The organism is Streptomyces humicola, from assembly GCF_024436035.1.
Taxonomy (GTDB): Bacteria; Actinomycetota; Actinomycetes; order Streptomycetales; family Streptomycetaceae; genus Streptantibioticus_B; species Streptantibioticus_B humicola.
The window spans coordinates 188828-209686 of record NZ_JANFNG010000008.1; the positions used below are offsets into that span (position 1 = coordinate 188828).

Annotated in this window: 19 protein-coding genes; 14 read left to right on the forward strand and 5 right to left on the reverse strand. The window is 71.7% G+C overall.

The features are described from left to right. Positions 1-56 precede the first annotated feature (56 nt). On the reverse strand, positions 57-1031 hold the full coding sequence (locus tag NGB36_RS13610) for a carbohydrate kinase family protein (RefSeq protein ID WP_255920494.1): 975 nt from the start codon (positions 1029-1031) through the stop codon (positions 57-59). 255 nt (positions 1032-1286) lie between these two features. Between NGB36_RS13610 and NGB36_RS13615 the strand changes: the two genes are divergently transcribed. Continuing rightward, positions 1287-1568, forward strand: a complete 282-nt coding sequence (locus tag NGB36_RS13615; RefSeq protein ID WP_255920495.1) for a hypothetical protein — start codon at positions 1287-1289, stop codon at positions 1566-1568. 141 nt (positions 1569-1709) lie between these two features. Next, the gene (locus tag NGB36_RS13620; RefSeq protein WP_255920496.1) at positions 1710-3359 is read left to right on the forward strand and encodes a hypothetical protein; all 1650 of its coding nucleotides are present in this window, start codon (positions 1710-1712) and stop codon (positions 3357-3359) included. A 66-nt stretch (positions 3360-3425) separates the two neighbouring features. On the opposite strand, the gene NGB36_RS13625 is transcribed toward NGB36_RS13620, so the two are convergent. Next, complete coding sequence (locus tag NGB36_RS13625) at positions 3426-3779, reverse strand: iron-sulfur cluster assembly accessory protein (RefSeq protein ID WP_255920497.1); 354 nt, start codon at positions 3777-3779, stop codon at positions 3426-3428. 280 nt (positions 3780-4059) lie between these two features. Here NGB36_RS13625 and nadA point away from each other — a divergent pair, with 280 nt between their 5' ends. Together nadA and NGB36_RS13635 are read left to right on the forward strand one after the other, a co-directional pair. Continuing rightward, positions 4060-5274, forward strand: coding sequence for a quinolinate synthase NadA (gene nadA, locus NGB36_RS13630; protein ID WP_255920498.1), 1215 nt, complete (start codon positions 4060-4062; stop codon positions 5272-5274). Between the two features lie 42 nt (positions 5275-5316). Then, positions 5317-6195 carry a GNAT family N-acetyltransferase gene (locus NGB36_RS13635; protein WP_255920499.1) on the forward strand — a complete coding sequence of 293 codons (879 nt, stop codon included), beginning with the start codon at positions 5317-5319 and terminating at the stop codon, positions 6193-6195. A gap of 115 nt (positions 6196-6310) precedes the next feature. Here the strand turns inward: NGB36_RS13635 and pspAA are convergent, their stop codons facing one another. Continuing rightward, positions 6311-6589, reverse strand: coding sequence for a PspA-associated protein PspAA (gene pspAA / locus NGB36_RS13640; protein WP_255920500.1), 279 nt, complete (start codon positions 6587-6589; stop codon positions 6311-6313). A 39-nt stretch (positions 6590-6628) separates the two neighbouring features. Beyond that, on the reverse strand, positions 6629-7438 hold the full coding sequence (locus NGB36_RS13645; protein ID WP_255920501.1) for a PspA/IM30 family protein: 810 nt from the start codon (positions 7436-7438) through the stop codon (positions 6629-6631). 230 nt (positions 7439-7668) lie between these two features. On the opposite strand from NGB36_RS13645, the gene NGB36_RS13650 reads away from it, so the two are divergent. Further along, positions 7669-8265 carry a DUF3043 domain-containing protein gene (locus tag NGB36_RS13650; RefSeq protein ID WP_255920502.1) on the forward strand — a complete coding sequence of 199 codons (597 nt, stop codon included), beginning with the start codon at positions 7669-7671 and terminating at the stop codon, positions 8263-8265. Between the two features lie 85 nt (positions 8266-8350). Beyond that, complete coding sequence (locus NGB36_RS13655) at positions 8351-9466, forward strand: S1C family serine protease (RefSeq protein ID WP_255920503.1); 1116 nt, start codon at positions 8351-8353, stop codon at positions 9464-9466. A gap of 22 nt (positions 9467-9488) precedes the next feature. On the opposite strand, the gene NGB36_RS13660 is transcribed toward NGB36_RS13655, so the two are convergent. Continuing rightward, positions 9489-9695: a hypothetical protein gene (locus NGB36_RS13660; protein WP_255920504.1), complete on the reverse strand. Its 207-nt coding sequence runs from the start codon at positions 9693-9695 to the stop codon at positions 9489-9491. Between the two features lie 117 nt (positions 9696-9812). On the opposite strand from NGB36_RS13660, the gene NGB36_RS13665 reads away from it, so the two are divergent. The 8 genes from NGB36_RS13665 to sucB all read left to right on the forward strand — a co-directional run bounded on the left by NGB36_RS13665 (position 9813) and on the right by sucB (position 20752). Further along, positions 9813-11051, forward strand: coding sequence for a bifunctional adenosylcobinamide kinase/adenosylcobinamide-phosphate guanylyltransferase (locus tag NGB36_RS13665; protein WP_255920505.1), 1239 nt, complete (start codon positions 9813-9815; stop codon positions 11049-11051). A gap of 32 nt (positions 11052-11083) precedes the next feature. Next, positions 11084-12127 (forward strand): nicotinate-nucleotide--dimethylbenzimidazole phosphoribosyltransferase, encoded by a 1044-nt coding sequence (gene cobT, locus NGB36_RS13670; RefSeq protein ID WP_255920506.1) that lies wholly within the window; start codon positions 11084-11086, stop codon positions 12125-12127. Between the two features lie 114 nt (positions 12128-12241). Further along, entirely contained in the window at positions 12242-14056 is a 1815-nt protein-coding gene (locus NGB36_RS13675; protein ID WP_255920507.1) for a phosphatidylglycerol lysyltransferase domain-containing protein, read from the forward strand. 56 nt (positions 14057-14112) lie between these two features. Beyond that, on the forward strand, positions 14113-14727 hold the full coding sequence (locus NGB36_RS13680) for a hypothetical protein (protein WP_255920508.1): 615 nt from the start codon (positions 14113-14115) through the stop codon (positions 14725-14727). 26 nt (positions 14728-14753) lie between these two features. Continuing rightward, the gene (locus NGB36_RS13685; protein WP_255920509.1) at positions 14754-15527 is read left to right on the forward strand and encodes an adenosylcobinamide-GDP ribazoletransferase; all 774 of its coding nucleotides are present in this window, start codon (positions 14754-14756) and stop codon (positions 15525-15527) included. A 166-nt stretch (positions 15528-15693) separates the two neighbouring features. Next, positions 15694-17226, forward strand: coding sequence for a leucyl aminopeptidase (locus NGB36_RS13690; RefSeq protein ID WP_255920510.1), 1533 nt, complete (start codon positions 15694-15696; stop codon positions 17224-17226). A 298-nt stretch (positions 17227-17524) separates the two neighbouring features. Beyond that, positions 17525-18913 (forward strand): dihydrolipoyl dehydrogenase, encoded by a 1389-nt coding sequence (gene lpdA, locus NGB36_RS13695; protein ID WP_255920511.1) that lies wholly within the window; start codon positions 17525-17527, stop codon positions 18911-18913. A 51-nt stretch (positions 18914-18964) separates the two neighbouring features. Continuing rightward, the gene (sucB, locus tag NGB36_RS13700) at positions 18965-20752 is read left to right on the forward strand and encodes a 2-oxoglutarate dehydrogenase, E2 component, dihydrolipoamide succinyltransferase (protein ID WP_255920512.1); all 1788 of its coding nucleotides are present in this window, start codon (positions 18965-18967) and stop codon (positions 20750-20752) included. The last annotated feature ends 107 nt before the right edge of the window (positions 20753-20859 follow it).

The following is a 20859-nucleotide window of genomic DNA, read 5'->3' on the forward strand; positions in this document are numbered from 1 at the left end:
TCCAGGCTGATTCCGGGCTGATTCCGGGCTGATTCCGGCCCCGGTCCGGCGTGAATTCAGGCCAGGTGCGCGAGGACCTCGGCCGCCGCGTCGTGGCCGTAGGCCTTGGCGAAGCGCTCCATGAAGTGGCCGCGGCGCAGCTCGTACTCCTGGGTCCCCAACGTCTCGATGACCAACGTGGCGAGCATGCAGCCGAGTTGGGCCGACCGCTCCAGGCCGAGCTCCCAGGACAGGCCGGCGAGGAATCCGGCGCGGAAGGCGTCGCCGACGCCCGTCGGGTCGACCTTGCGCTCCTCCTCCGCGGTGCCGACTTCGATCGGGGGCTCGCCTGCGCGCTCGATCCGTACGCCGTTGGCGCCGAGCGTGGTGACGCGGGTGCCGACCTTCGCGAGGATCTCGTCGCTCGTCCAGCCGGTCTTGCCCTCGATGAGCGCGCTCTCGTACTCGTTCTCGAACAGGTACTCCGCGCCGTCGACGAGCACCCGGATGTCGTCCCCGTCGAGCCGGGCCAGCTGCTGGGACGGGTCGGCGGCGAAGGGGATGCCGCGCGTGCGGCACTCTTGCGTGTGGCGGATCATCGCCTGCGGGTCGTCGGCGCCGATCAGCACGAGGTCGAGCCCGCCGACACGGTCGGCGACCGGCTGCAGTTCGATCTGCCGGGCCTCGCTCATCGCCCCGGTGTAGAACGAGGCGATCTGGTTGTGGTCGGCGTCCGTCGTGCAGACGAAGCGCGCGGTGTGCTGCACCTCGGAGATGTGGACGGAGGCGGTGTCGACGTTGTGCCGGTCGAGCCAGGCCCGGTACTCGGTGAAGTCAGGGCCTGCGGCGCCGACCAGGACCGGCCGCAGTCCGAGGACGCCCATGCCGAAGCAGATGTTCGGCCCGACGCCGCCCCGCCGTACGTCGAGCGTGTCGACGAGGAAGGAGAGGGAGACGGTGTGCAGCTGTTCCGCGACCAGCTGGTCGGCGAATCGGCCGGGGAAGGTCATCAGGTGGTCGGTGGCGATGGAGCCGGTGACAGCGATGCGCACGGCGGTCTGCTCTCCTGGCGGTGGCCTGCGGGCTAATGGACCATGCAACGCTACCGGGTCCGCCCCCTTGCCGAGACCACGCCCGGCTTGTGCCGCGACGCACGCGAGCAGCCCCGGGGGTCCCGCTACTCCGTCCGGTTGGCGCCGCGCGACACCACGACATTACCGGAAAGTACAGCTTTCAGCCCGGGTGCCTGGTGCTTAGAGTCGGCTGTAGCAGGGCTTTCCCCAGGCCCTTTCGGATCGGGAGTCGCAATGTCCGAGCGCCCGCCCGCCGCCTCGGCGGCCCATGTCACGGCCTTTGATGTCACGCCCGAAGCCGCCAACGAGCTGCCAGGCTTCCCCGACCCCGGCGTTCCCGGAACGGAGCAGGGCACGTTCCCCGAACTCGTGCGGGACTGCCGCCGCATGGCGCCGAAATGGGCGGCCCCTCACTCAGCGGCGCACGCGCCCGTGACGCCGTCGAGCATTCACGGCACGAAGGTCCCGCAGGCGTCCTCGGACGTCGTCGCGGGGATGTCCGAGTACGGGAGCTGAGTACGGGAGGCTGACCGCCCACTGGTCCGACCCGTACGCCGAACCCGCACGGAACCGCACGGTCCCCGGCTCCGTCCAAGCTGCGTCCCCCCACGTATCCGCCATTGCCACGGAGTAGGTACGGAAGCCGAAGGAGCACAGGTGGGCATCGAGCGCACCCCGGCAGTGACATCAGCCGCTGACGCGGCGGGCAGCCCCGACGAGCGGGCCGACGGTCCGCCGGTGCACAGGCACAGGCACCGCCCGCCGCTGACGGCGGCACTGGTGGCGGGGGCGGTGCTGGTCGCCGGTGGCGGCGGTGCGTACTGGGCGGCGTCGGCGGCGGCCGGCGGCGCCCGTGCGTCGCACGGTTCGCAGGACACGGGCCCGGGCACCTCGGGCAAGGCGGGCGGGCCCCCTCCGCTGGCACTGAACGGCTGGACGGGCACCGATACGCCGTCGGACCCGGGCGGCTCCGCATACCGGGCGACCGGTGCACTGCCCGCGGGTCCCGGCTCCGCGCACGTCTACCGGGCCGTGGACCAGGTGCCGCGCGCGGATGTGGCGCGGCTGGCGGCGGCGCTCGGCGTCCGCGGGCCGGTCCGGCTCGACGGCGGGATCTGGCGGGCGGGCGCGGCCCCGGGCGCCCGGGGCCCTGCGCTCGAAGTGAGCCAGGACGCCCCGGGCAGCTGGGTCTTCTCCCGCTACGGGACGACGCCGCCGTGCAGGCCGAGGACGGCGCTGCCGCCGTCGGGCACGGCTGTCTGCTACTCCGCGGCGGACTCGACGATGGCATCGGGACCGGCGGGTACGGCGAGCCCCGCATCGCCCCAGCAGGCGATGCGTGCCGCGGCGCCCGTACTGGCGGCGCTCGGCCTGACCGGCCAGCCGACCGACACCTCTCAGACCGCGGGTTCCGACCGCACGATCGTGGTGGACCCGGTCTTCGACGGGCTGCCGACGCACGGATGGCGTACGTCGCTGCAGGTCGCCTCTGACGGCGGGCTGCTGAGCGCGACCGGGCGCCTCGCGCGGCTCGCCCAGGGCCCGGCGTATCCGGTGGTGAGCGCGGAACGGGCGCTCCAGGAGATGCAGGCGCCCGGCAGCAGCCGCGTCCCTGCCGCCTGCCCGACCTCGCACCCGGGCTCGGCCACGGGCACCACAGGTACCACGGGTGCGGGCGGCGTCAACCCGGGCGGCCCGATGCTGCGCCCGTCCGCATCGGCGAGCGATCCGAGCAACCCCGTCGACCGGCAGCGGCCGGCGATGGGGCCATGCGTGCCGGGCTGGGCTGCGCAGCCCCTCGAAGTGCGCGGCGCGACGTTCGGCCTCTCGGCCCAGTTCGTGAGCGGGCGGCCCGAGTTGGTGCCGTCGTGGCTGTTCCGGGTGGCGCGGTCCGGCGACGGCCAGGCTTACACCGTCGCCCAGCCTGCGGTCGACCCGCGGTTCCTCACTGCCCCGGGAGGAGCGGGAGCGGGCGACCCAAGCGCCCCGTCGCCCTCCCCCTCGCCCTCCGGTTCCCCGTCCGGCGTGGCCACGGCGACGCCGACGCGCGTCGATTCGTACTCGGCCACAGGAAGGACGTTGACGCTGCACTTCTACGGCGGTCTGTGCGACACGTACTCGGCGTCCGTCGTCCGCCAGTCGACCGGTTCCGTCGCCGTGCGGGTCACCGGGATGCGGAAGAATCCACGGCAGATCTGCCCGATGATCGCGAAACAGTTCACCGAACGGGTGACCTTGGCCCAGACGCTCGACGCCCGTCCGGTCTACGACGCCTCGGACGGGCACACCGTCGTCGAGCACTCCTGACGGCGGCAGAACAACGGCGGCGCGCCCCGGATGAGGGGCGCGCCGCCGCACGTATGAGGCGAAGACTCAGTGGAACGAGTCGCCGCAGGCGCAGGAGCCCGTGGCGTTCGGGTTGTCGATGGTGAAGCCCTGCTTCTCGATGGTGTCGACGAAGTCGATGGAGGCGCCGCCGAGGTAGGGGGCGCTCATGCGGTCGGTGACGACCTTCACACCGCCGAACTCCTTCACCACGTCGCCGTCGAGGGACCGCTCGTCGAAGAACAGCTGGTACCGCAGGCCGGAGCACCCGCCGGGCTGGACAGCGACACGCAGCGCCAGGTCGTCGCGGCCCTCCTGGTCGAGCAGAGCCTTCACCTTGGCTGCTGCAGCGTCGGACAGGATGATGCCCTCGCTCGCGGTGGTCTCGTCCTGAACCGTCATCTGTTCACTCCCGGGTATCGGTGACATCGCCGACTCCGTCGGCGGGGAATTACGGACATCTGCCGCCGAAGAACGGCGGGTCGGCCGGAAAAATTCCTGGCCCGCCAGGATCCGGTCTTCCGCTTCCGTCTTCATGCTCGCATACCGCGCGCGCAACGGTCACGCCAACGCCGCGGCGTCACATCCGGGTCTGGTAGTGATGCGTCACATCGACACTATGGCCATCGTCAATCTGACGCGAAGCAGCTATGATGGATAGCGTCATTTCGACGAAAAGTGCATGCCTGAGAAGAACGCGCTGAGAAGAAAGGGCGCCAAGCCCGTGACGACCACCGAAACCCTGGATGTCCAGCCGACGCCGCTCGCTCTGCTGCTGCTCGGCCGAGAGGCCGACGCCAAGAGCGAGCGCGGTGTGGAGTGCCCCGGCGAGCTGCCGGCCCCTTCCGACCCCGACCTGGTCGAACGTGCACGCGCGGCGAGGGCGAGACTCGGTGAGCGGGTCTTCGTGCTCGGACACCACTACCAGCGCGACGAGGTCATCGAGTTCGCGGACGTCACCGGCGACTCCTTCAAGCTCGCCCGGGACGCGGCGGCGCGCCCCCAGGCCGAGTACATCGTCTTCTGCGGTGTGCACTTCATGGCGGAGAGCGCCGACATCCTCACCACCGCCGACCAGCAGGTGATCCTGCCCGACCTCGCCGCGGGCTGTTCGATGGCCGACATGGCCACCGCCGAGCAGGTCGCGGAGTGCTGGGACGTGCTGACTGAGGCAGGCATAGCCGACGTCACCGTCCCCGTCTCGTACATGAACTCCTCCGCCGACATCAAGGCGTTCACCGGGCGGCACGGCGGCACCATCTGCACCTCGTCCAACGCCAAGCGGGCGCTGGAGTGGGCCTTCTCGCAGGGCCAGAAGGTGCTCTTCCTGCCCGACCAGCACCTCGGGCGCAACACGGCGGTGCGCGAGATGGGCTTCTCGCTCGATGACTGCATCGTCTACAACCCGCACAAGCCGGGCGGCGGGGTGACCGCCGAGCAGCTGCGGGCCGCGAAGATGATCCTTTGGCGCGGGCACTGCTCGGTACACGGGCGCTTCTCGCTCGACTCGGTCGAGGACGTGCGCTCCCGGATCCCCGGCGTGAACGTACTCGTCCACCCGGAGTGCAAGCACGAGGTGGTCTCCGCCGCCGACTACGTGGGCTCGACGGAGCTCATCATCAAGACCCTGGACGCGGCCCCCGCCGGATCCGCCTGGGCCATCGGCACCGAGCTGAACCTGGTGCGGCGCCTGGCCAAGGCCCACCCCGACAAGCAGATCGTCTTCCTCGACCGGACCGTCTGCTTCTGCTCGACCATGAACCGGATCGACCTGCCGCATCTGGTGTGGGCGCTGGAGTCGCTCGCGGACGGCACCGTCGTCAACCGGATCCAGGTCGACAAGGAGACCGAGCACTACGCCAAGGCCGCGCTGGAGCAAATGCTGGCACTACCGTAAAGACGCTGTGTGACGCGGCCGGGCGGCGGCACGATGGAGCGCATGATTGTGCGCCCGGTACGCGACAGCGAGGAGGACGCCGAGGTCGTGCGGGCCATAGCGGCCGCGGCCTTCGGTGCCTCGGATGTTCTCGAAGGTGAGGACGCCGCCGACGAGTGGACCCCGGAACGCATCGCACGCCACCACAGCCGGACCCGGCACATCGCCAGGAGCGATCGGGGCGGCTGCTGGATCGTGGAGGACGAGGCGGCAGGGCCGCTGGGCACGGTGCTGTCGACGAGACGTGAGGGCCTGTGGGGCCTCTCGCTCTTCGCCGTGGTGCCGCAGGCCCAGCACAAGGGGATCGGGACCGCCCTGCTGGCGCGTGCGCTCGACCACGGCCGGGGCTGTCTGCGCGGCATCATCTGCGGCTCGCGCCACCCGATGGCCGCCCGCGCCTACCGCCGGGCGGGGTTCACCCTCCATCCCACGATGCGGATGAGCGGCACCATCGATCCGGCCGGGCTCGACGCCCCGGACGGCGCGGTGCACGGGGGCACGCCTCGCCACCGCGATCTGATGGACTCCGTCGACCGGCGCATCCGCGGCGGGGCCCACGGACCCGACCACGAGGAGCTCATGCGGCATTTCCGGCTCTTCGTCGTCGACGACCTGGCAGGCAGCGGCTACTGCTACCTCGGCGGCGGCAAGGTCGAGCTGCTCGCCGCGACCTCCCGCCGACTCGCCACCCGGCTGCTCGCCACCGCGCTGCTCACCGTCCCGGAGGGCGAGAGGGCGCAGGTCCAGGACGTGACCGCGGAGCAGGAGTGGGCCGTGGACGTCGGCCTCGCGGCCGGGCTCGAGCTGGTCAACGCCGGATACGTCTGCCTGCGCGGCATGCGGCCGCCCTCTCCGTACATCCCCTCCGGCGCCTTCCTGTAACGGCGGCCTGTAACGGCGGCAAGAACGCCGCGCCCCGCACCCGGGGCTTCTCAGGTGCGGGGCGCGATGCGGTGATGCCGTGCGGTGCCGCTTCGGGTGCCTACGGACGGACGGGTCAGCCGGGGATGAGCCCGTCGTCGCGGAGCATCCTGCGCACCTCGTCCAGGGAGGCGTCCCTGGACGGGAGGATCAGGTCGGACGGCTCGAGCGAGTCGTCCGGGAGCGGCTCACCGACCTCGTGCACGGCGTCGAGCAGGACGCCGAGCGTCAGCCGGAATGCGGGCTCGTCGTCCTTCTCCATCGCCGCGAGCAGTTCGTCGTCGAGCTCGTTGAGCCGCGGCAGATGACTGTCGGACAGCTGCACCTGCCCCTCCCCCATGATCCGCGCGATCATGACAGTCTCCCTTCGAGGTGTGAACGTCGGTTCTTGACGTCAGTTCTTGTCGAAGCGGGGCTGGTCGTGCGGTTCCTGCTCCTCCTGCTTGCTCGCCCCCTCACCGGGCTTGCCGCCCTCGATGGCCTGCTGCTGCGCGCCGCTGCCGCCCGCCAGCTCGGCCTTCATCCGCTGCAGTTCCAGCTCGACGTCCGAGCCGCCGGAGAGGCGGTCGAGCTCCGCGGTGATGTCGTCCTTGGCCATGCCCGTCGGGTCGTCGAGCGCGCCCGAGGCGAGCAGTTCGTCGATGGCGCCGGCGCGTGCCTGCATCTGCGCCGTGCGATCCTCGGCGCGCTGGATCGCGAGGCCGACATCGCCCATCTCCTCGGAGATGCCCGAGAACGCCTCGCCGATCTTCGTCTGTGCCTGGGCCGCCGTGTAGGTGGCCTTGATGGTCTCCTTCTTGGTGCGGAAGGCGTCCACCTTCGCCTGCAGCCGCTGGGCCGCCAGGGTGAGCTTCTCCTCCTCGCCCTGCAGGGTCTGGTGCTGCGTCTCCAGGTCGGTCACCTGCTGCTGGAGGGCAGCCTTGCGGGACAGGGCTTCGCGCGCCAGGTCCTCACGACCGAGCGCCAGCGCCTTGCGCCCCTGCTCCTCCAGCTTGCTCGACTGCTGCTGCAAGCCGTTGAGCTGCAGTTCGAGACGCTTGCGCGAAGTGGCCACGTCGGCGACACCCCGTCGCACCTTCTGCAGCAGCTCGAGCTGCTTCTGGTACGAGTAGTCGAGCGTCTCGCGCGGGTCCTCGGCCCGGTCCAGGGCCTTGTTGGCCTTCGCGCGGAAGATCATCCCCATCCGCTTCATGACACCGCTCATGGGCCTCGCGCGCCCCCTTCTCGACTTGCTCCGGCACCTGTATTGACCCCTACAGTACGGGCCCCGCTTCCATTACCGCACCGTTCGGCAGCGGATGCGCTCATCCTGAGGGACGATCACTGATCCGCCGGGTCCCGCCCAAGGAGTAGCCTCCCCACCCCAAGGGTGCCGCAGACCCGACCTGTACCGCGGGTAGGGAGGCAGCCGGGCACCCCGTACCCTTGGACCTTGTGTTCCGACGTCGTTCCAAGGATGAGCAGGCCGCGACCTCGACGGTGACCGCAGAGCCGGTCGACCGCCGCCGCGACCCCCAGGCCCCGAAGGGCCGCCCCACGCCCAAGCGCAGCGAGGCGGAGAACCACCGCCGCTCCCGCGCCACCGTGCCGACCGACCGCAAGGAGGCCCAGAAGCGGGCCCGCGAGGCGCGCCGGATCGAGCTCGCGAAGCAGCGCGAGGCGCTGGCAGGAGGTGACGAGCGCTATCTGCCGGTGCGCGACCGGGGCCCGGTGCGCAGGCTGTCCCGGGACTTCATCGACTCCCGCTTCCACTTCGCCGAGTGGTTCCTGCCGCTGGCCGTGGCCATCCTCGTGCTGAGCCTCTTCCAGAACATGGGTCTGCAGAACATCACGTTGCTGCTGTGGCTCGTGGTGATCGTGCTCATCGTGGGGCAGTCGTTCATCACCGCGTTCCGGCTGCGGAAGCTGCTGAACCAGCGCTTCCCGAATGAGAACCTGCGCGGCGCTGTCGCCTACGGCCTGATGCGCACCCTCCAGATGCGCCGGATGCGGCTGCCGAAGCCGCAGGTCAAGCGCGGCGACAAGGTGTGAGCACGAGGGTGTGAGCGCGGCGACACGTCGCCCCTTGCACCGCCGGATCCTCGCCCGATAACCCTACAAAAGGGACACTCCGGGCATGACTGGATCCAGCACCCGCACCCCGCGGGCCCGGCTGCTTCTGCCCTGCACCGCCGCCATGTGCGCGACAGCGGTGCTCGCGGGCTGCTCGGGCTCGTCATCGCCCCCCGGTTCGTCCTCCTCGTCCTCGACGGGCTCGTCGACGGCTGCCGGCGGCCCGTCCGACGCGGGCGCCGCCGCGCCCACTGTGAGGAACGCCCTGGAGAACGACTACGAACGGACCGTCAAGGACGTGCTGCCGTCGGTCGTCCAGATCACCAGCGGCAGCTCCCTCGGGTCCGGCGTCGTCTACGACACGGCCGGACACATCGTCACCAACGCCCATGTAGTGGGCAATGCGCGCACCTTCCAGGTGGCTCTCGTCACGGGTGGCGCCTCCCTCAAGGCGAGCCTGGTCGGTTCCTTCCCCGCCGACGACCTCGCCGTCATCAAGCTGGACCGTCCGCCGTCCGGCCTCCGGCCGGCGACCTTCGGCGACACCTCCAAGGTCGACGTCGGCCAGATCACCCTCGCCATGGGCAACCCCCTCGGCCTGTCGAGCAGCGTGACCGAGGGCATCGTGTCGGCCGTCGGACGCACGGTCAGCGAGGGCGGCAACGGCGGCGGCACCGGCGCCACCATCCCGAACATGGTGCAGACCTCGGCCGCGATCAACCCCGGCAACAGCGGCGGCGCGCTGGTCAACCTCTCCAGCCAGGTGATCGGCATCCCGACGCTCGCCGCCAGCGACCCCGACCTCGGCGGCAGCGCGGCCCCTGGCATCGGATTCGCCATCCCTGTCTCGACCGTCACCGACATCGCCGGACAGCTCATCAAGAACGGCAAGGTCACCGCGTCCGGCCGCGCGGCACTCGGCCTCACCGCTCGCACCGTGCTCGGCCCCAACTACCAGCCCGCGGGCATCGCGGTGGTCAAAGTGGCCACGGGCGGCGCGGCCGACAAGGCGGGCATCCGCGACGGTGACGTCATCACCAAGGTGGGCAGCGCCGCGATCACCACCACGACCTCGCTCGCCGAGGCGCTCGCCTCCCACAGGCCGGGCGACAGGACGGATGTGACCTACGTCAGGAACGGCTCGAGCAGGACCGTCCCGGTCACGCTCGGGCAGCTGTGACGTGTGCGGGTGCGGATTCGGCCTATTCGGCCGCGCTGAGGCTCATCGGGCCGTAGATCCGTGTGCCGTCGTCGAAAAGTGTGACCTGTTCGACGCCGCCGTCGAGGAGCTCCCGCCACACCTCGCCGATCCAGGACTCCGCGTCGCCCTGGGTGGTGAACTCCTCGGGCTCGACCGCGGGGGCGGCCTCCGTCCCGTCGGCCTTCTCGAACCGCCACGTCCATGCCATGCGCAGCAGGTTACCCCGGACCTGCGGAGGTTACGCCAGGAGAACAATCACGCGTGTCCCATCCCTGCTCGCGCGCCCCGCGCGCGGCGTCGTGGCGCGGTGCGCGACGATGTGCGCATGGAGATCACGCTGCTCGGCACCGGAGGCCCCGACGGGCTGCCGGTGCCCGGCTGCCCATGCGCGGCCTGTTCGGCCGCGATCTGCGGCGCGGCCCGCAACCCGGCCTCCGTCCTGGTCGACGGGATGCTCCTGCTCGACCTCACACCGGGCCCCGCGCTCGCGGCGGCACGCGCGGGGCGGACGCTCAGCGGCGTACGGCAGGTGCTGCTCTCGCACCCACGGTCCGGGCCGCCGGTGAATCTGCCGCCGGGGCTCCCCGCGCCCGGCCGGGTCCCCGACGGCGAACAGCTCGCGCTGCTCACCGGCCACCGGGTGCGCGCGGTCGCGGTCGATGCGCCCGGCACCGGCTACGAGATCACCGGGCCGTCCGGCAACCGGCTGCTCTACCTGCCCGCGGGCTGCGGCCCGGCCGGCCTGGAAGCCGCCGAGCACGCCCCGCACCGCCCCGTCCCGTACGACATGGTGCTGCTCGACGTCGTGGGGCGGCCGGACGCCCTGGCCCGGCTGCGTGCGGCCGGGCTCGTCGGCCCGACGACGGACGTGATCGCCGTGCACATCGGCCACGAGGCGCCCCCTGAGCCGGAGTTGCACCGCAGACTCGGCGCGGACGGCGCCCGCGCGGTCCCCGACGGCAGGTCGCTGATCGTCGGCGAGTACGACGCCGTACCCGACGTACCGCGTCGCACCCTGGTACTCGGCGGCGCGCGATCGGGCAAGTCGGCCGAGGCGGAGCGCCGCCTTTCGGCCTTCCCGGGTGTGCTCTATGTGGCGACCGCGGGCGCGCGCGAGGGCGACCCGGAGTGGGAGCAGCGAGTGCACGCGCACCGCGAACGGCGTCCGGGGTCGTGGCGTACGGAGGAGACGTGCGACTTGGTGCCCCTGCTCGCCGAGGACGGGCCGCCCATGCTGGTCGACTGCCTGGCGCTGTGGCTGACCGACGCGATGGACCGGGTCGGGGCGTGGGACGACGAGCGCTGGGCCTCGGGCGGGCCCCGTGAACTCGCCGCGCGCATCGCGGAGTTGACGGCAGCGTGGCGGGCGACGCGGCGCACCGTGGTCGCCGTCAGCAACGAGGTGGGGTCCGGGGTGGTGCCCGCCACCGCGTCAGGGCGCAGGTTCCGCGACGAGTTGGGGAAGCTGAACGCGGCGATCGCCGCCGAGTCGGAACACGTCCTGCTGGTGACGGCGGGTGTCGCGCTGCCGCTGCGCGACTACGGCACTGGCCGTCCCGGCTGACCGACACGCTTCCGGCGAAGTAGTGTTCGGGCGTGAGCGGTGTAGACCTTGACGAATTCGCAGCCCTGATCGACCGGCCCGAGCCCAGCCTGCGCCATGACGCCAAGGCGCGGCGGCAGCGCACCGAGGCACCGGCCGGGACGCTCGGCAAGCTGGAGGAGCTGGGCGACTGGCTGGCCTCGGTGCAAGGGCAGGTGCCGGTGCGGCCGATCGAGCGGGCGCGGGTGGTGCTCTTCGCGGGCGACCACGGCATCGCGAAACGGGAGGTCTCCGCCCGCCCGGCCGGTACGGCGAGCGCCCTCGTACGGTCCGTGCTCGGCGGCGGGGGTGCGGTCAACGTGCTCGCCCGCCAGTACGGAGCCGTGGTCCGCGTGGTCGACATGGCGCTGGACTGCGACCCCGCCGAGCTGCCCGAGGACGTCGTACGCCACCGGGTGCGGCGCGGCTCGGGGATGATCGACGTCGAGGATGCCCTCACCGCCGACGAGGCCGAGGCGGCGTTCCGCGCCGGGGTCGCGATCGCCGACGAGGAGGCGGACTCCGGGACCGACCTGGTGCTGCTGGGGGATGTGAGCGTTGGCGGTACGACGGCGGCGGGGGTGCTGATCGCCGGGCTGTGCGGCACGGACGCCTCGGTGGTGACCGGGCGTGGCTCCGGCATCGACGACCTTGCATGGATGCGCAAGTGCGCGGCGATCCGCGACGCGCTGCGCCGGGCCCGGCCCGTCCTCGGCGACCAGCTGCCGCTGCTCGCGACCGTCGGCGGCGCAGACCTCACGGCAGCGACCGGCTTTCTGCTCCAGTGCGCGGTACGCAAGATGCCGGTGGTGCTGGACGGCGTGGTCTCCGCGGCGTGTGCGCTGACCGCGCAGCGCGTGGCGTTCCGGGCTCCGGACTGGTGGCTCGCCGGCCAGGCGGCGGGCGAGCCGGCGCAGGACAAGGCGCTGGACCGGCTGTCGCTGCAGCCGCTTGTCGATCACGGCGTCCGGCTCGGCGAGGGCACCGGTGCGCTGCTCGCGCTTCCGCTGCTCAAGGCGGCGGCCGCGCTCTCCGCGGAGCTTCCGGTGCGCGACTAGTCGCGGCCGGTCGGCGCGGTCGGTGCGGTCGCGTGCGAGCGGTACGGCCACTGGTCTGTACCTCCTGTACCCCGGCTGTCAGCTTCCTTTGAACGCGACATAAGATCGCTTTTCATGGGATTGCTGCCTACAAAGCGTGACGAATTGCATCAATCGCCTCAAGGGGGTCGCCCGGGCCGGTGGCAGCGGTACGGCGCCGGGTACGCCGTCTGGTACCTGCGGGCCGTCGCCGTCATCAATCTCCTGGGGGCGGTGTGGGCGTCGTTCGGGCAGAGCGTGCGGCGCCACAACGTCAATGAGCTCTACACCCCGTACCTGCTGACGGCGGGGTTCACCTCCACGCTTTTCGCGATCTTCCTCGCGGTGACGATGCGCCGCGGCAAGCGGGCCGCGTGGATCCTCAACCTGCTGCTGAACGGCCTGTTCGTGGTGGCTCTGGCGCTCGCCATGACATTCCCCGAGATCCGCGAGCACCGCCAGAACTGGGTCTCGCTCGTGCTCTCCGCGGCGTTCCTGCTCGCCCTGCTCGCCGGCCGCAAGGCGTTCCGCGCCAAGGGCGGCCGGTCCAACCCGGTGCTCGCGCTCGGCGTCGCGGTGTGCGGCACAGCGGTCTGCGTGCTGATCGGCACGTTCCTGGTGTCCGTCACCAACACGGGGTACGGCTCGACGCTGGGCGACAGGGTGGCCTACACCGGCCTGCGCGTGGTCACCCTCGCGTCGGGCGATACGAGTTCCGCCGCGATCACAACCCCGGACTGGGTGAATGTCGTCATCAACGTCATGAGCGCGTTCCTCTTCCTCCTCGTGCTGTACGCGGCGTTCCGGGCGCCGGGCGGGCGCGAACTCCTCGGTCCGCAGGACGAGTCACGCCTGCGCGAGCTGCTGGCCCAGCACGGCGGGAGGGACTCGCTCGGCTACTTCGCACTGCGGCGGGACAAGAGCGTCATCTGGTCCCCGACCGGCAAGGCCGCCATCGCCTACCGGGTCGTCGGCGGCGTGACTCTGGCCTCCGGCGATCCGATCGGCGACCCTGAGGCGTGGCCCGGTGCGATCGAGCCGTGGCTGGCGGAGGCGCGGATGCACGGCTGGACACCGGCCGTGATGGGCGCGAGCGAGGAGGGGGGAACGATCTACGCGCGACACGGCCTCGACGCGCTGGAGATCGGGGACGAGGCGATCGTGGAGACGGCCGAATTCACCCTGGAGGGGCGCGCGATGCGGACCGTGCGCCAGGCGTACAACCGGGTACGCCGCGCCGGTTACACCGTCCGCATCCGGCGCCACGAGGACATTCCCGAACAGGAGATGGCCGAACTCCTCGAACGCGCCGACCGCTGGCGCGGCTGCGAGACCGAGCGCGGCTTCTCGATGGCGCTCGGCCGGCTCGGCGACGCGGCCGACGGGCGCTGCGTGATGGTCGAGTGCCACGACGCTGACGGCGACGCGGCCGACGGCGCGCCGCGCGCGCTGCTGAGCTTCGTCCCGTGGGGCGAGACGGGGCTCTCCCTCGACCTGATGCGGCGTGACCGGGACTCCGACAACGGCCTGATCGAGTTCATGGTCATCGAACTGCTGCAGCGGGCCGGTGAGATCGGGGTCGAGCAGATCTCGCTCAACTTCGCCATGTTCCGCTCGGTGTTCGAGCGCGGCTCGCGGCTGGGCGCAGGGCCGGTGCTGCGCCTGTGGCGCTCGCTGCTGACGTTCTTCTCCCGCTGGTGGCAGATCGAGTCCCTGTACCGGGCCAACGCCAAGTACCGGCCGATCTGGGAACCTCGCTATGTGCTCTTCCGCACGTCGAGCGAGCTGCCCAGGATCGGCCTCGCCGCCGCGCGCGCCGAGGGATTCCTCGAAGCCCCCAGCCTGCCCGCGCTGTTGCGCCGCAGACACCGCTCCCCCGCTCCGGTTGCGGCTCCCGCCGGGTCGCGGTGAGCGGGTCAGCGGCGTGGCTGCGCCGTGCGGCGTACCGCGAGTGGGGGGATCTGGTCATGGACCTGCGCGACGCGCTCGCGCGCAGGGGCCGGCGGGCGGTCCCGCTGACCCTCGCCTCGGCAGCGCTCATCGCGATACTCCAGGCAGTGCAGCACCAGAGGTGGGGGGACGTCCTGGTCAACCGCCTCGGAGTGGTCGACGCCTCATTGCCGTGGTGGGTCGCCCTGCTGCGCACCCCGCTCTCGCTCTTCGTCCCCGCAGCGGACCTTCCCGTGTGGGGTGCGCTCGCCCAGGTGCTGCTGGTCTTCGGCATCGCCGAGATCACCCTCGGCCGCCGGCGCACTCTCGCAATCGCCTATCTGTCGACGCTCGCCGGAACGATGTACGCCCGGTGGGCGGTCGCCATGGGCCCGCACAGCCTGTTCGGGCTCACGCCCCTCGACGCGTTCACCCGGGACACCGGGCCCTCGGCCGCGGTCGTGGCACTCGCAGTGTGCGTCGCGTGGCGCTACAGGGCGTGGTGGACGGGGGGTGCGGTCGTCGTCTCGATGGCCGTTGAAGTCGCGGTCTGGCCCAACCTGGCGGGGTGGGAGCACCTGGCCGCGATCACCGCGGCGGTCGTGGCGTGCGTCCTGAGCACCGTCCGGCTGCGCACCGTCCGGCACACGTGACACGGCCGACCGGTACCGTGCCGCCCGTGACAGCACCGCATGGACTCCGCTTCGCCTTCGGCACGCTCACTGTGCTCCCCGTACGCATCGAACGCTGGGACCGGGAGGCCGCGCGGACGGGCATGTCGTGCGCCCCCGTCGTCGGGCTCGTCGTCGGGCTCTGTGCTGCCGCCGCCGGGGGCGCCCTGCTCGTCCTCGGCGGCGGAGCGCTGCTCGCCGCCGTGGCCACCGCTGCGGTCCCCGCCGTGCTCACCCGCGGACTGCACCTCGACGGGCTCGCCGACACCGCCGACGGGCTCGGCAGCTCCAAGCCTGCCGAGGACGCGCTGCGCATCATGAAGCAGTCGGACATCGGTCCTTTCGGTGTACTCACCCTGGTCTTCATGCTGCTCGCCCAAATCGCCGCGCTCAGCGGGCGATACGCCGCCGGCTGGACCGAGGGCGCCCTCGCCGCGACCGTCGCCGCGGTGACCGCGCGCACCGCGATGACGCTGGCCTGCCGACAACAGGTGGAGCCCGCACGCAAGGACGGCCTGGGAAGCGCCGTCGCCGGCAGCGTCCCGGAACGCACCGCCTGGGCCCTGGCGGCGCTCACCGTGCTCGCCGCCGCGCTCGGCGGCGCCCTGTTCGGCCCGTACGCCGCTGTGCACCACGCGCTCGCCGCGCTCGCCGGACTCGCCGCCGCGGAGCTGCTGTTGCGCCGCTGCCGCGCCCGCCTCGGCGGCGTCACCGGCGACGTCTTCGGCGCCCTCGCCGAGACCGCCGCTACGACGACGCTCGTGGCGCTTGCGATCACCTGACCACGCTCAGTCGCAGCCAGGCGTAGGCTCACGAATCCGAGGGCCGAACGGTCAGCGGCCGGACCACGCGGCATACGATGCAGCGAGCCCCCACAAGGGACAAAGGCGCCGGCCCACCCATCGGCCGATTGCGACAGGACCTCGACGGAAGAGGAATCCCAAGACCGTGACTGCACTGACTTTCAGCACTTCCTCCGCCGCGTCGTTGCGCGCGGACGCCGTCGTCGTGGGCGTGACCAAGGGTGCCAAGGGCCCGGTCGTGGCCCCCGGCGGGGAGGCGGTGGACAAGGCGTTTGACAACAAGCTGGCGGCCACCCTGGAGACCCTCGGCGCCACGGGCGGTGAGGGCGAGGTGACCAAGCTCCCGGCGCCTGCCGGTGTCAAGGCGCCGGTGGTGCTGGCGGTCGGTCTCGGCGAGGCTCCCGCCGACGGTCAGGCATGCTCGGCGGAGGTGCTGCGCCGCGCCGCCGGGGTCGCGGCCCGCACTCTCGCAGGGTCGAAGAAGGCCGCGTTCGCGCTCCCGGCCGAGGACGCGGCGTGCGCCGAGGCGATCGCGGAGGGCGCGCTGCTCGGCGCGTACGCCTTCACCGCTTACCGCAAGGTGAACGGCAACGGCAAGAGCGAAAACGGTGTCAAGGAGCCGCTCGCCGAGGTCGCGGTGATCGGCGCCAAGCCGCGCGACAAGGCGTACAAGGCCGCCGCTGAGCGGGCCGCCGCCGTGGCCGAGGAGGTCAACCGGGCCCGTGACCTGATCAACACCCCGTCGAACGACCTGTTCCCGAAGTCGTTCGCCACGACCGTCCAGGAAGCGGCCAAGGAACACGGCCTGAAGGTCGAGGTGCTGGACGAGAAGGCGCTGGCCAAGGGTGGTTACGGCGGCATCCTCGGCGTCGGCCAGGGCTCGGCGAACCCGCCGCGGCTGGTGAAGGTCGCGTACACGGGCGGCGGCAGGGGCGCCAAGCACCTCGCCTTCGTCGGCAAGGGCATCACGTACGACTCGGGCGGCATCTCGCTCAAGCCGGCCGGGCACAACGAGACGATGAAGTGCGACATGAGCGGCGCCGCCGCGGTCTTCGCCGCCGTCGTGGCCGCCGCCAAGCTGGGGCTCGCGGTCAACGTGACCGGATGGCTCGCGCTCGCCGAGAACATGCCGTCGGGCACCGCCATCCGCCCCGGCGACGTGCTGACCATGTACTCGGGCAAGACCGTCGAGGTGCTCAACACCGACGCCGAGGGCCGTCTGGTGCTTGCCGACGCGATCACCCGCGCCTGCGAGGAGCAGCCGGACGCGCTCATCGACGTGGCGACGCTGACCGGCGCGATGGTACTGGCGCTCGGCCACCGCACCTTCGGCATCATGGCGAACGACGACGACTTCCGCGGTGTGGTGCATGCCACCGCAGAGGAGGCCGGCGAGGCGTCCTGGCCGATGCCGCTCCCGACCGATCTGCGCAAGGGCATGGAGTCGCCGGTCGCCGACATCGCCAACATGGGTGAGCGGATGGGCGGCGGCCTGGTGGCGGGCCTCTTCCTGAAGGAGTTCGTCGGCGACGGCGTCACCTGGGCCCACCTGGACATCGCCGGTCCCGCGTTCAACGAGGCCGCCCCGTTCGGCTACACCCCCAAGGGCGGTACCGGTACGGCGGTGCGCACACTGGTGCGTCTCGCCGAGAAGGCGGCGGCGGGCGAGATCCTCTGACGTACGGCTGACGCGTACGGCTGAGAGGTACGGCTCACACTTGCGCGGCCCCGGGTATGGATCCCGGGGCCGCGTTTGTTCGCCCTGAGCGAGATCGCACATCGTTACCATCGGGTAATGCGTGTCCAGGGCATCTATGGCGTCCCACACCCCGGCCCCGCGTCCCGGCAGCCGTGAACAAGTGCGAAGATGTTGTCTCGGCACGACAGGGCCTTCTTCTAAAACAAGCGGCCGAACATAAAGCCGCCCGGTCAGTACGGTGACCGGCTCCGGCGCACCCATGCATGGAGGACGTGACGTGGCGAACGACGCCAGCACCGTTTTCGACCTAGTGATCCTCGGTGGCGGCAGTGGCGGCTACGCCGCTGCGCTGCGCGCGGCTCAGCTGGGCCTGGACGTCGCCCTGATCGAGAAGGACAAGCTCGGCGGCACCTGTCTGCACCGTGGCTGCATCCCCACGAAGGCTCTGCTGCACGCCGGTGAACTAGCGGACCAGGCGCGCGAGGGCGCCGAGTTCGGCGTCAAGTCCACCTTCGAGGGCATCGACATCGCCGGCGTCCACAAGTACAAGGACGGGGTGATCTCCGGCCTGTACAAGGGTCTGCAGGGCCTGGTGGCGAGCCGCAAGGTCACCTACGTCACCGGCGAGGGCCGGCTCTCCTCCCCCACCTCGGTCGACGTCAACGGTGAGCGTTACACCGGCCGCCACGTGCTGCTCGCCACCGGCTCCGTGCCGAAGTCCCTGCCGGGCCTGACGATCGACGGCGACCGGATCATCTCCTCCGACCACGCCCTCGTGCTCGACCGCGTGCCGAAGTCCGCGATCGTGCTGGGCGGCGGCGTCATCGGCGTCGAGTTCGCCTCCGCGTGGAAGTCGTTCGGCGTCGACGTCACGATCGTCGAGGCGCTCCCGCACCTGGTCCCCGTCGAGGACGAGAACAGCTCCAAGCTGCTGGAGCGCGCCTTCCGCAAGCGCGGCATCAACTTCTCCCTCGGCTCGCGCTTCTCCGGCGTGGAGTACACCGCCGACGGCGTGAAGGTCTCCCTGGAGAACGGCAAGACCTTCGAGGCCGAGGTGCTGCTCGTCGCCGTCGGCCGCGGCCCGGTCTCGCAGGGCCTGGGCTACGAGGAGGCCGGGGTCGCTATGGACCGCGGCTACGTCCTCGTCGACGAGTACATGCAGACCAACGTGCCGACCATCTCGGCCGTCGGCGACCTGGTCCCGACGCTCCAGCTCGCGCACGTCGGCTTCGCCGAGGGCATCCTGGTGGCGGAGCGACTGGCCGGCCTCAAGCCCGTGCCGATCGACTACGACGGCGTTCCCCGCGTCACGTACTGCCACCCGGAGGTCGCCTCCGTGGGCATCACCGAGGCGAAGGCCAAGGAGCTGTACGGTGCGGACAAGGTCGTCACCCTGAAGTACAACCTCGCGGGCAACGGCAAGAGCAAGATCCTCAAGACCGCGGGCGAGATCAAGCTCGTCCAGGTCCGGGACGGAGCCGTCGTCGGAGTCCACATGGTCGGTGACCGGATGGGTGAGCAGGTCGGCGAGGCCCAGCTGATCTACAACTGGGAGGCTCTGCCCGCCGAGGTCGCGCAGCTGATCCACGCGCACCCGACGCAGAACGAGGCGCTCGGCGAGGCCCACCTGGCCCTGGCCGGCAAGCCGCTGCACTCCCACGACTGACCCTCACGACACGCAGCACATCCGCACAGATCGATAGGAGCAACCGAAACCATGGCGGTTTCCGTAACCCTGCCGGCGCTCGGCGAGAGCGTGTCCGAGGGCACCGTCACCCGCTGGCTGAAGGCCGAGGGCGAGCGCGTCGAAGCCGACGAGCCGCTGCTCGAAGTGTCGACCGACAAGGTCGACACCGAGATCCCGGCCCCCGCGTCGGGCGTGCTCGCCTCCATCAAGGTGGCCGAGGACGAGACGGTCGAGGTCGGCTCCGAGCTGGCCATCATCGACGACGGCACGGGTGCTCCCGCTGCCGCCCCCGCGCCTGCGGCCGCCGCGGCCGAGGCGCCTGCCGCCCCGGCCCCGGCGGCCCCCGCCCCCGCACCGCAGGCCGAGGCCCCGGCACCGGCCCCCGCGGCCGCTCCGGCCGCCCCGGCCGCCCCGGCCGGTGGCGCCGAGGGCACCCCGGTGCTGCTGCCCGCGCTCGGCGAGTCGGTCACCGAGGGCACCGTCACCCGCTGGCTGAAGCAGGTCGGCGAGGAGGTCGCGGCGGACGAGCCGCTGCTCGAGGTCTCCACCGACAAGGTCGACACCGAGATCCCGGCCCCCGCGTCGGGCACCCTGCTCGAGATCCTCATCGGCGAGGACGAGACCGCTGAGGTCGGCGCGAAGCTGGCCGTCATCGGTGCGCCGGGCGCGGCCCCTGCCGCCGCTCCGGCTCCGGCCCCGGCGGCCCCCGCCCCTGCGCCGCAGGCCCAGGCCCCGGCACCCACCCCGGCCCCGGTCCAGGCGGCACCGGCACCGGCACCGGCTCCCGCTCCTCCCGTGGCCCCGACTCCGGCCCCGGCCGCGCCGGCCGCGCCGGCCGCACCGGCTGCTCCTGCCCCCGCCGCGCCGGTCGCCCCGGCGCCGGCTCCCGCCGGTGAGGCCGCGGGCGCCTACGTGACCCCCCTGGTCCGTAAGCTCGCCGCCGAAAGCGGCGTGGACCTGGCCGCAGTGAAGGGCACCGGCGTCGGCGGTCGCATCCGCAAGCAGGACGTCCTTGCCGCCGCCGAGGCGGCCAAGGCCGCACAGGCTCCGGCCGCCGCCGCTGCTCCGGCCGGCAAGGCCGCCGCGGTGACGCCGTCGCCGCTGCGCGGCCAGACGGTCCCGATGACCCGGGTGCGCAAGGCGATCGCCAAGCACATGGTCGAGTCGCTGCGGGTCTCCGCGCAGCTGACGACGGTGGTCGAGGCCGACGTCACCAAGATCATGAAGCTGCGCGAGAAGGCGAAGGCCGGCTTCCAGCAGCGCGAGGGCGTCAAGCTCTCGCCGATGCCGTTCTTCGTCAAGGCCGCGGCCGAGGCGCTGAAGGTCCACCCGATCGTCAACGCCCGGGTCAACGACGACGACACCATCACGTACCACGACGTCGAGAACATCGGCATCGCCGTGGACACCGAGAAGGGCCTGTTCGTCCCGGTCATCCACGGTGCGGGCGACCTCAACATCGCCGGTATCGCCAAGAAGACCGCCGACCTCGCGACCCGCACGCGTGAGGGCGGCCTCAAGCCGGACGAGCTGGCGGGCGGCACCTTCACCGTGACCAACACCGGTTCGCGCGGTGCCCTGTTCGACACCCCGATCCTCAACCAGCCGCAGGTCGCCATGCTGGGCATCGGCGCGACGGTCAAGCGGCCGGTCGTCATCGAGACCGACGAGGGCACGGCCATCGGGATCCGCGACATGGTCTACCTGGCCCTGTCGTACGACCACCGCATCGTCGACGGCGCCGACGCGGCGCGCTTCCTCGCCACCGTCAAGGCGCGCCTGGAGGCTGGTGAGTTCGAGGGCGACCTCGGGATCTGAGCGGACGCCTGCGCACGCCTGCGCGGCCCCCGTACGCATGACGCGTACGGGGGCTGTTCCGTATGCCCACTGCTGTCCGTTGCGTAACGACACGGCCGCATCCGAGG

Bases quoted from the DNA above. Each gene is read 5' to 3' on its own strand.
- nadA (WP_255920498.1), top strand. From the start codon at position 4,060: ATGCCTGAGAAGAACGCGCTGAGAAGAAAGGGCGCCAAGCCCGTGACG.
- sucB (WP_255920512.1), top strand. From the start codon at position 18,965: ATGGCGGTTTCCGTAACCCTGCCGGCGCTCGGCGAGAGCGTGTCCGAG.
- NGB36_RS13655 (WP_255920503.1), top strand. From the start codon at position 8,351: ATGACTGGATCCAGCACCCGCACCCCGCGGGCCCGGCTGCTTCTGCCC.
- NGB36_RS13615 (WP_255920495.1), top strand. From the start codon at position 1,287: ATGTCCGAGCGCCCGCCCGCCGCCTCGGCGGCCCATGTCACGGCCTTT.
- NGB36_RS13635 (WP_255920499.1), top strand. From the start codon at position 5,317: ATGATTGTGCGCCCGGTACGCGACAGCGAGGAGGACGCCGAGGTCGTG.
- NGB36_RS13660 (WP_255920504.1), bottom strand. From the start codon at position 9,695: ATGGCATGGACGTGGCGGTTCGAGAAGGCCGACGGGACGGAGGCCGCC.
- NGB36_RS13680 (WP_255920508.1), top strand. From the start codon at position 14,113: ATGGACCTGCGCGACGCGCTCGCGCGCAGGGGCCGGCGGGCGGTCCCG.
- pspAA (WP_255920500.1), bottom strand. From the start codon at position 6,589: ATGATCGCGCGGATCATGGGGGAGGGGCAGGTGCAGCTGTCCGACAGT.
- NGB36_RS13625 (WP_255920497.1), bottom strand. From the start codon at position 3,779: ATGACGGTTCAGGACGAGACCACCGCGAGCGAGGGCATCATCCTGTCC.
- NGB36_RS13665 (WP_255920505.1), top strand. From the start codon at position 9,813: ATGGAGATCACGCTGCTCGGCACCGGAGGCCCCGACGGGCTGCCGGTG.
- NGB36_RS13645 (WP_255920501.1), bottom strand. From the start codon at position 7,438: ATGAGCGGTGTCATGAAGCGGATGGGGATGATCTTCCGCGCGAAGGCC.
- NGB36_RS13675 (WP_255920507.1), top strand. From the start codon at position 12,242: ATGGGATTGCTGCCTACAAAGCGTGACGAATTGCATCAATCGCCTCAA.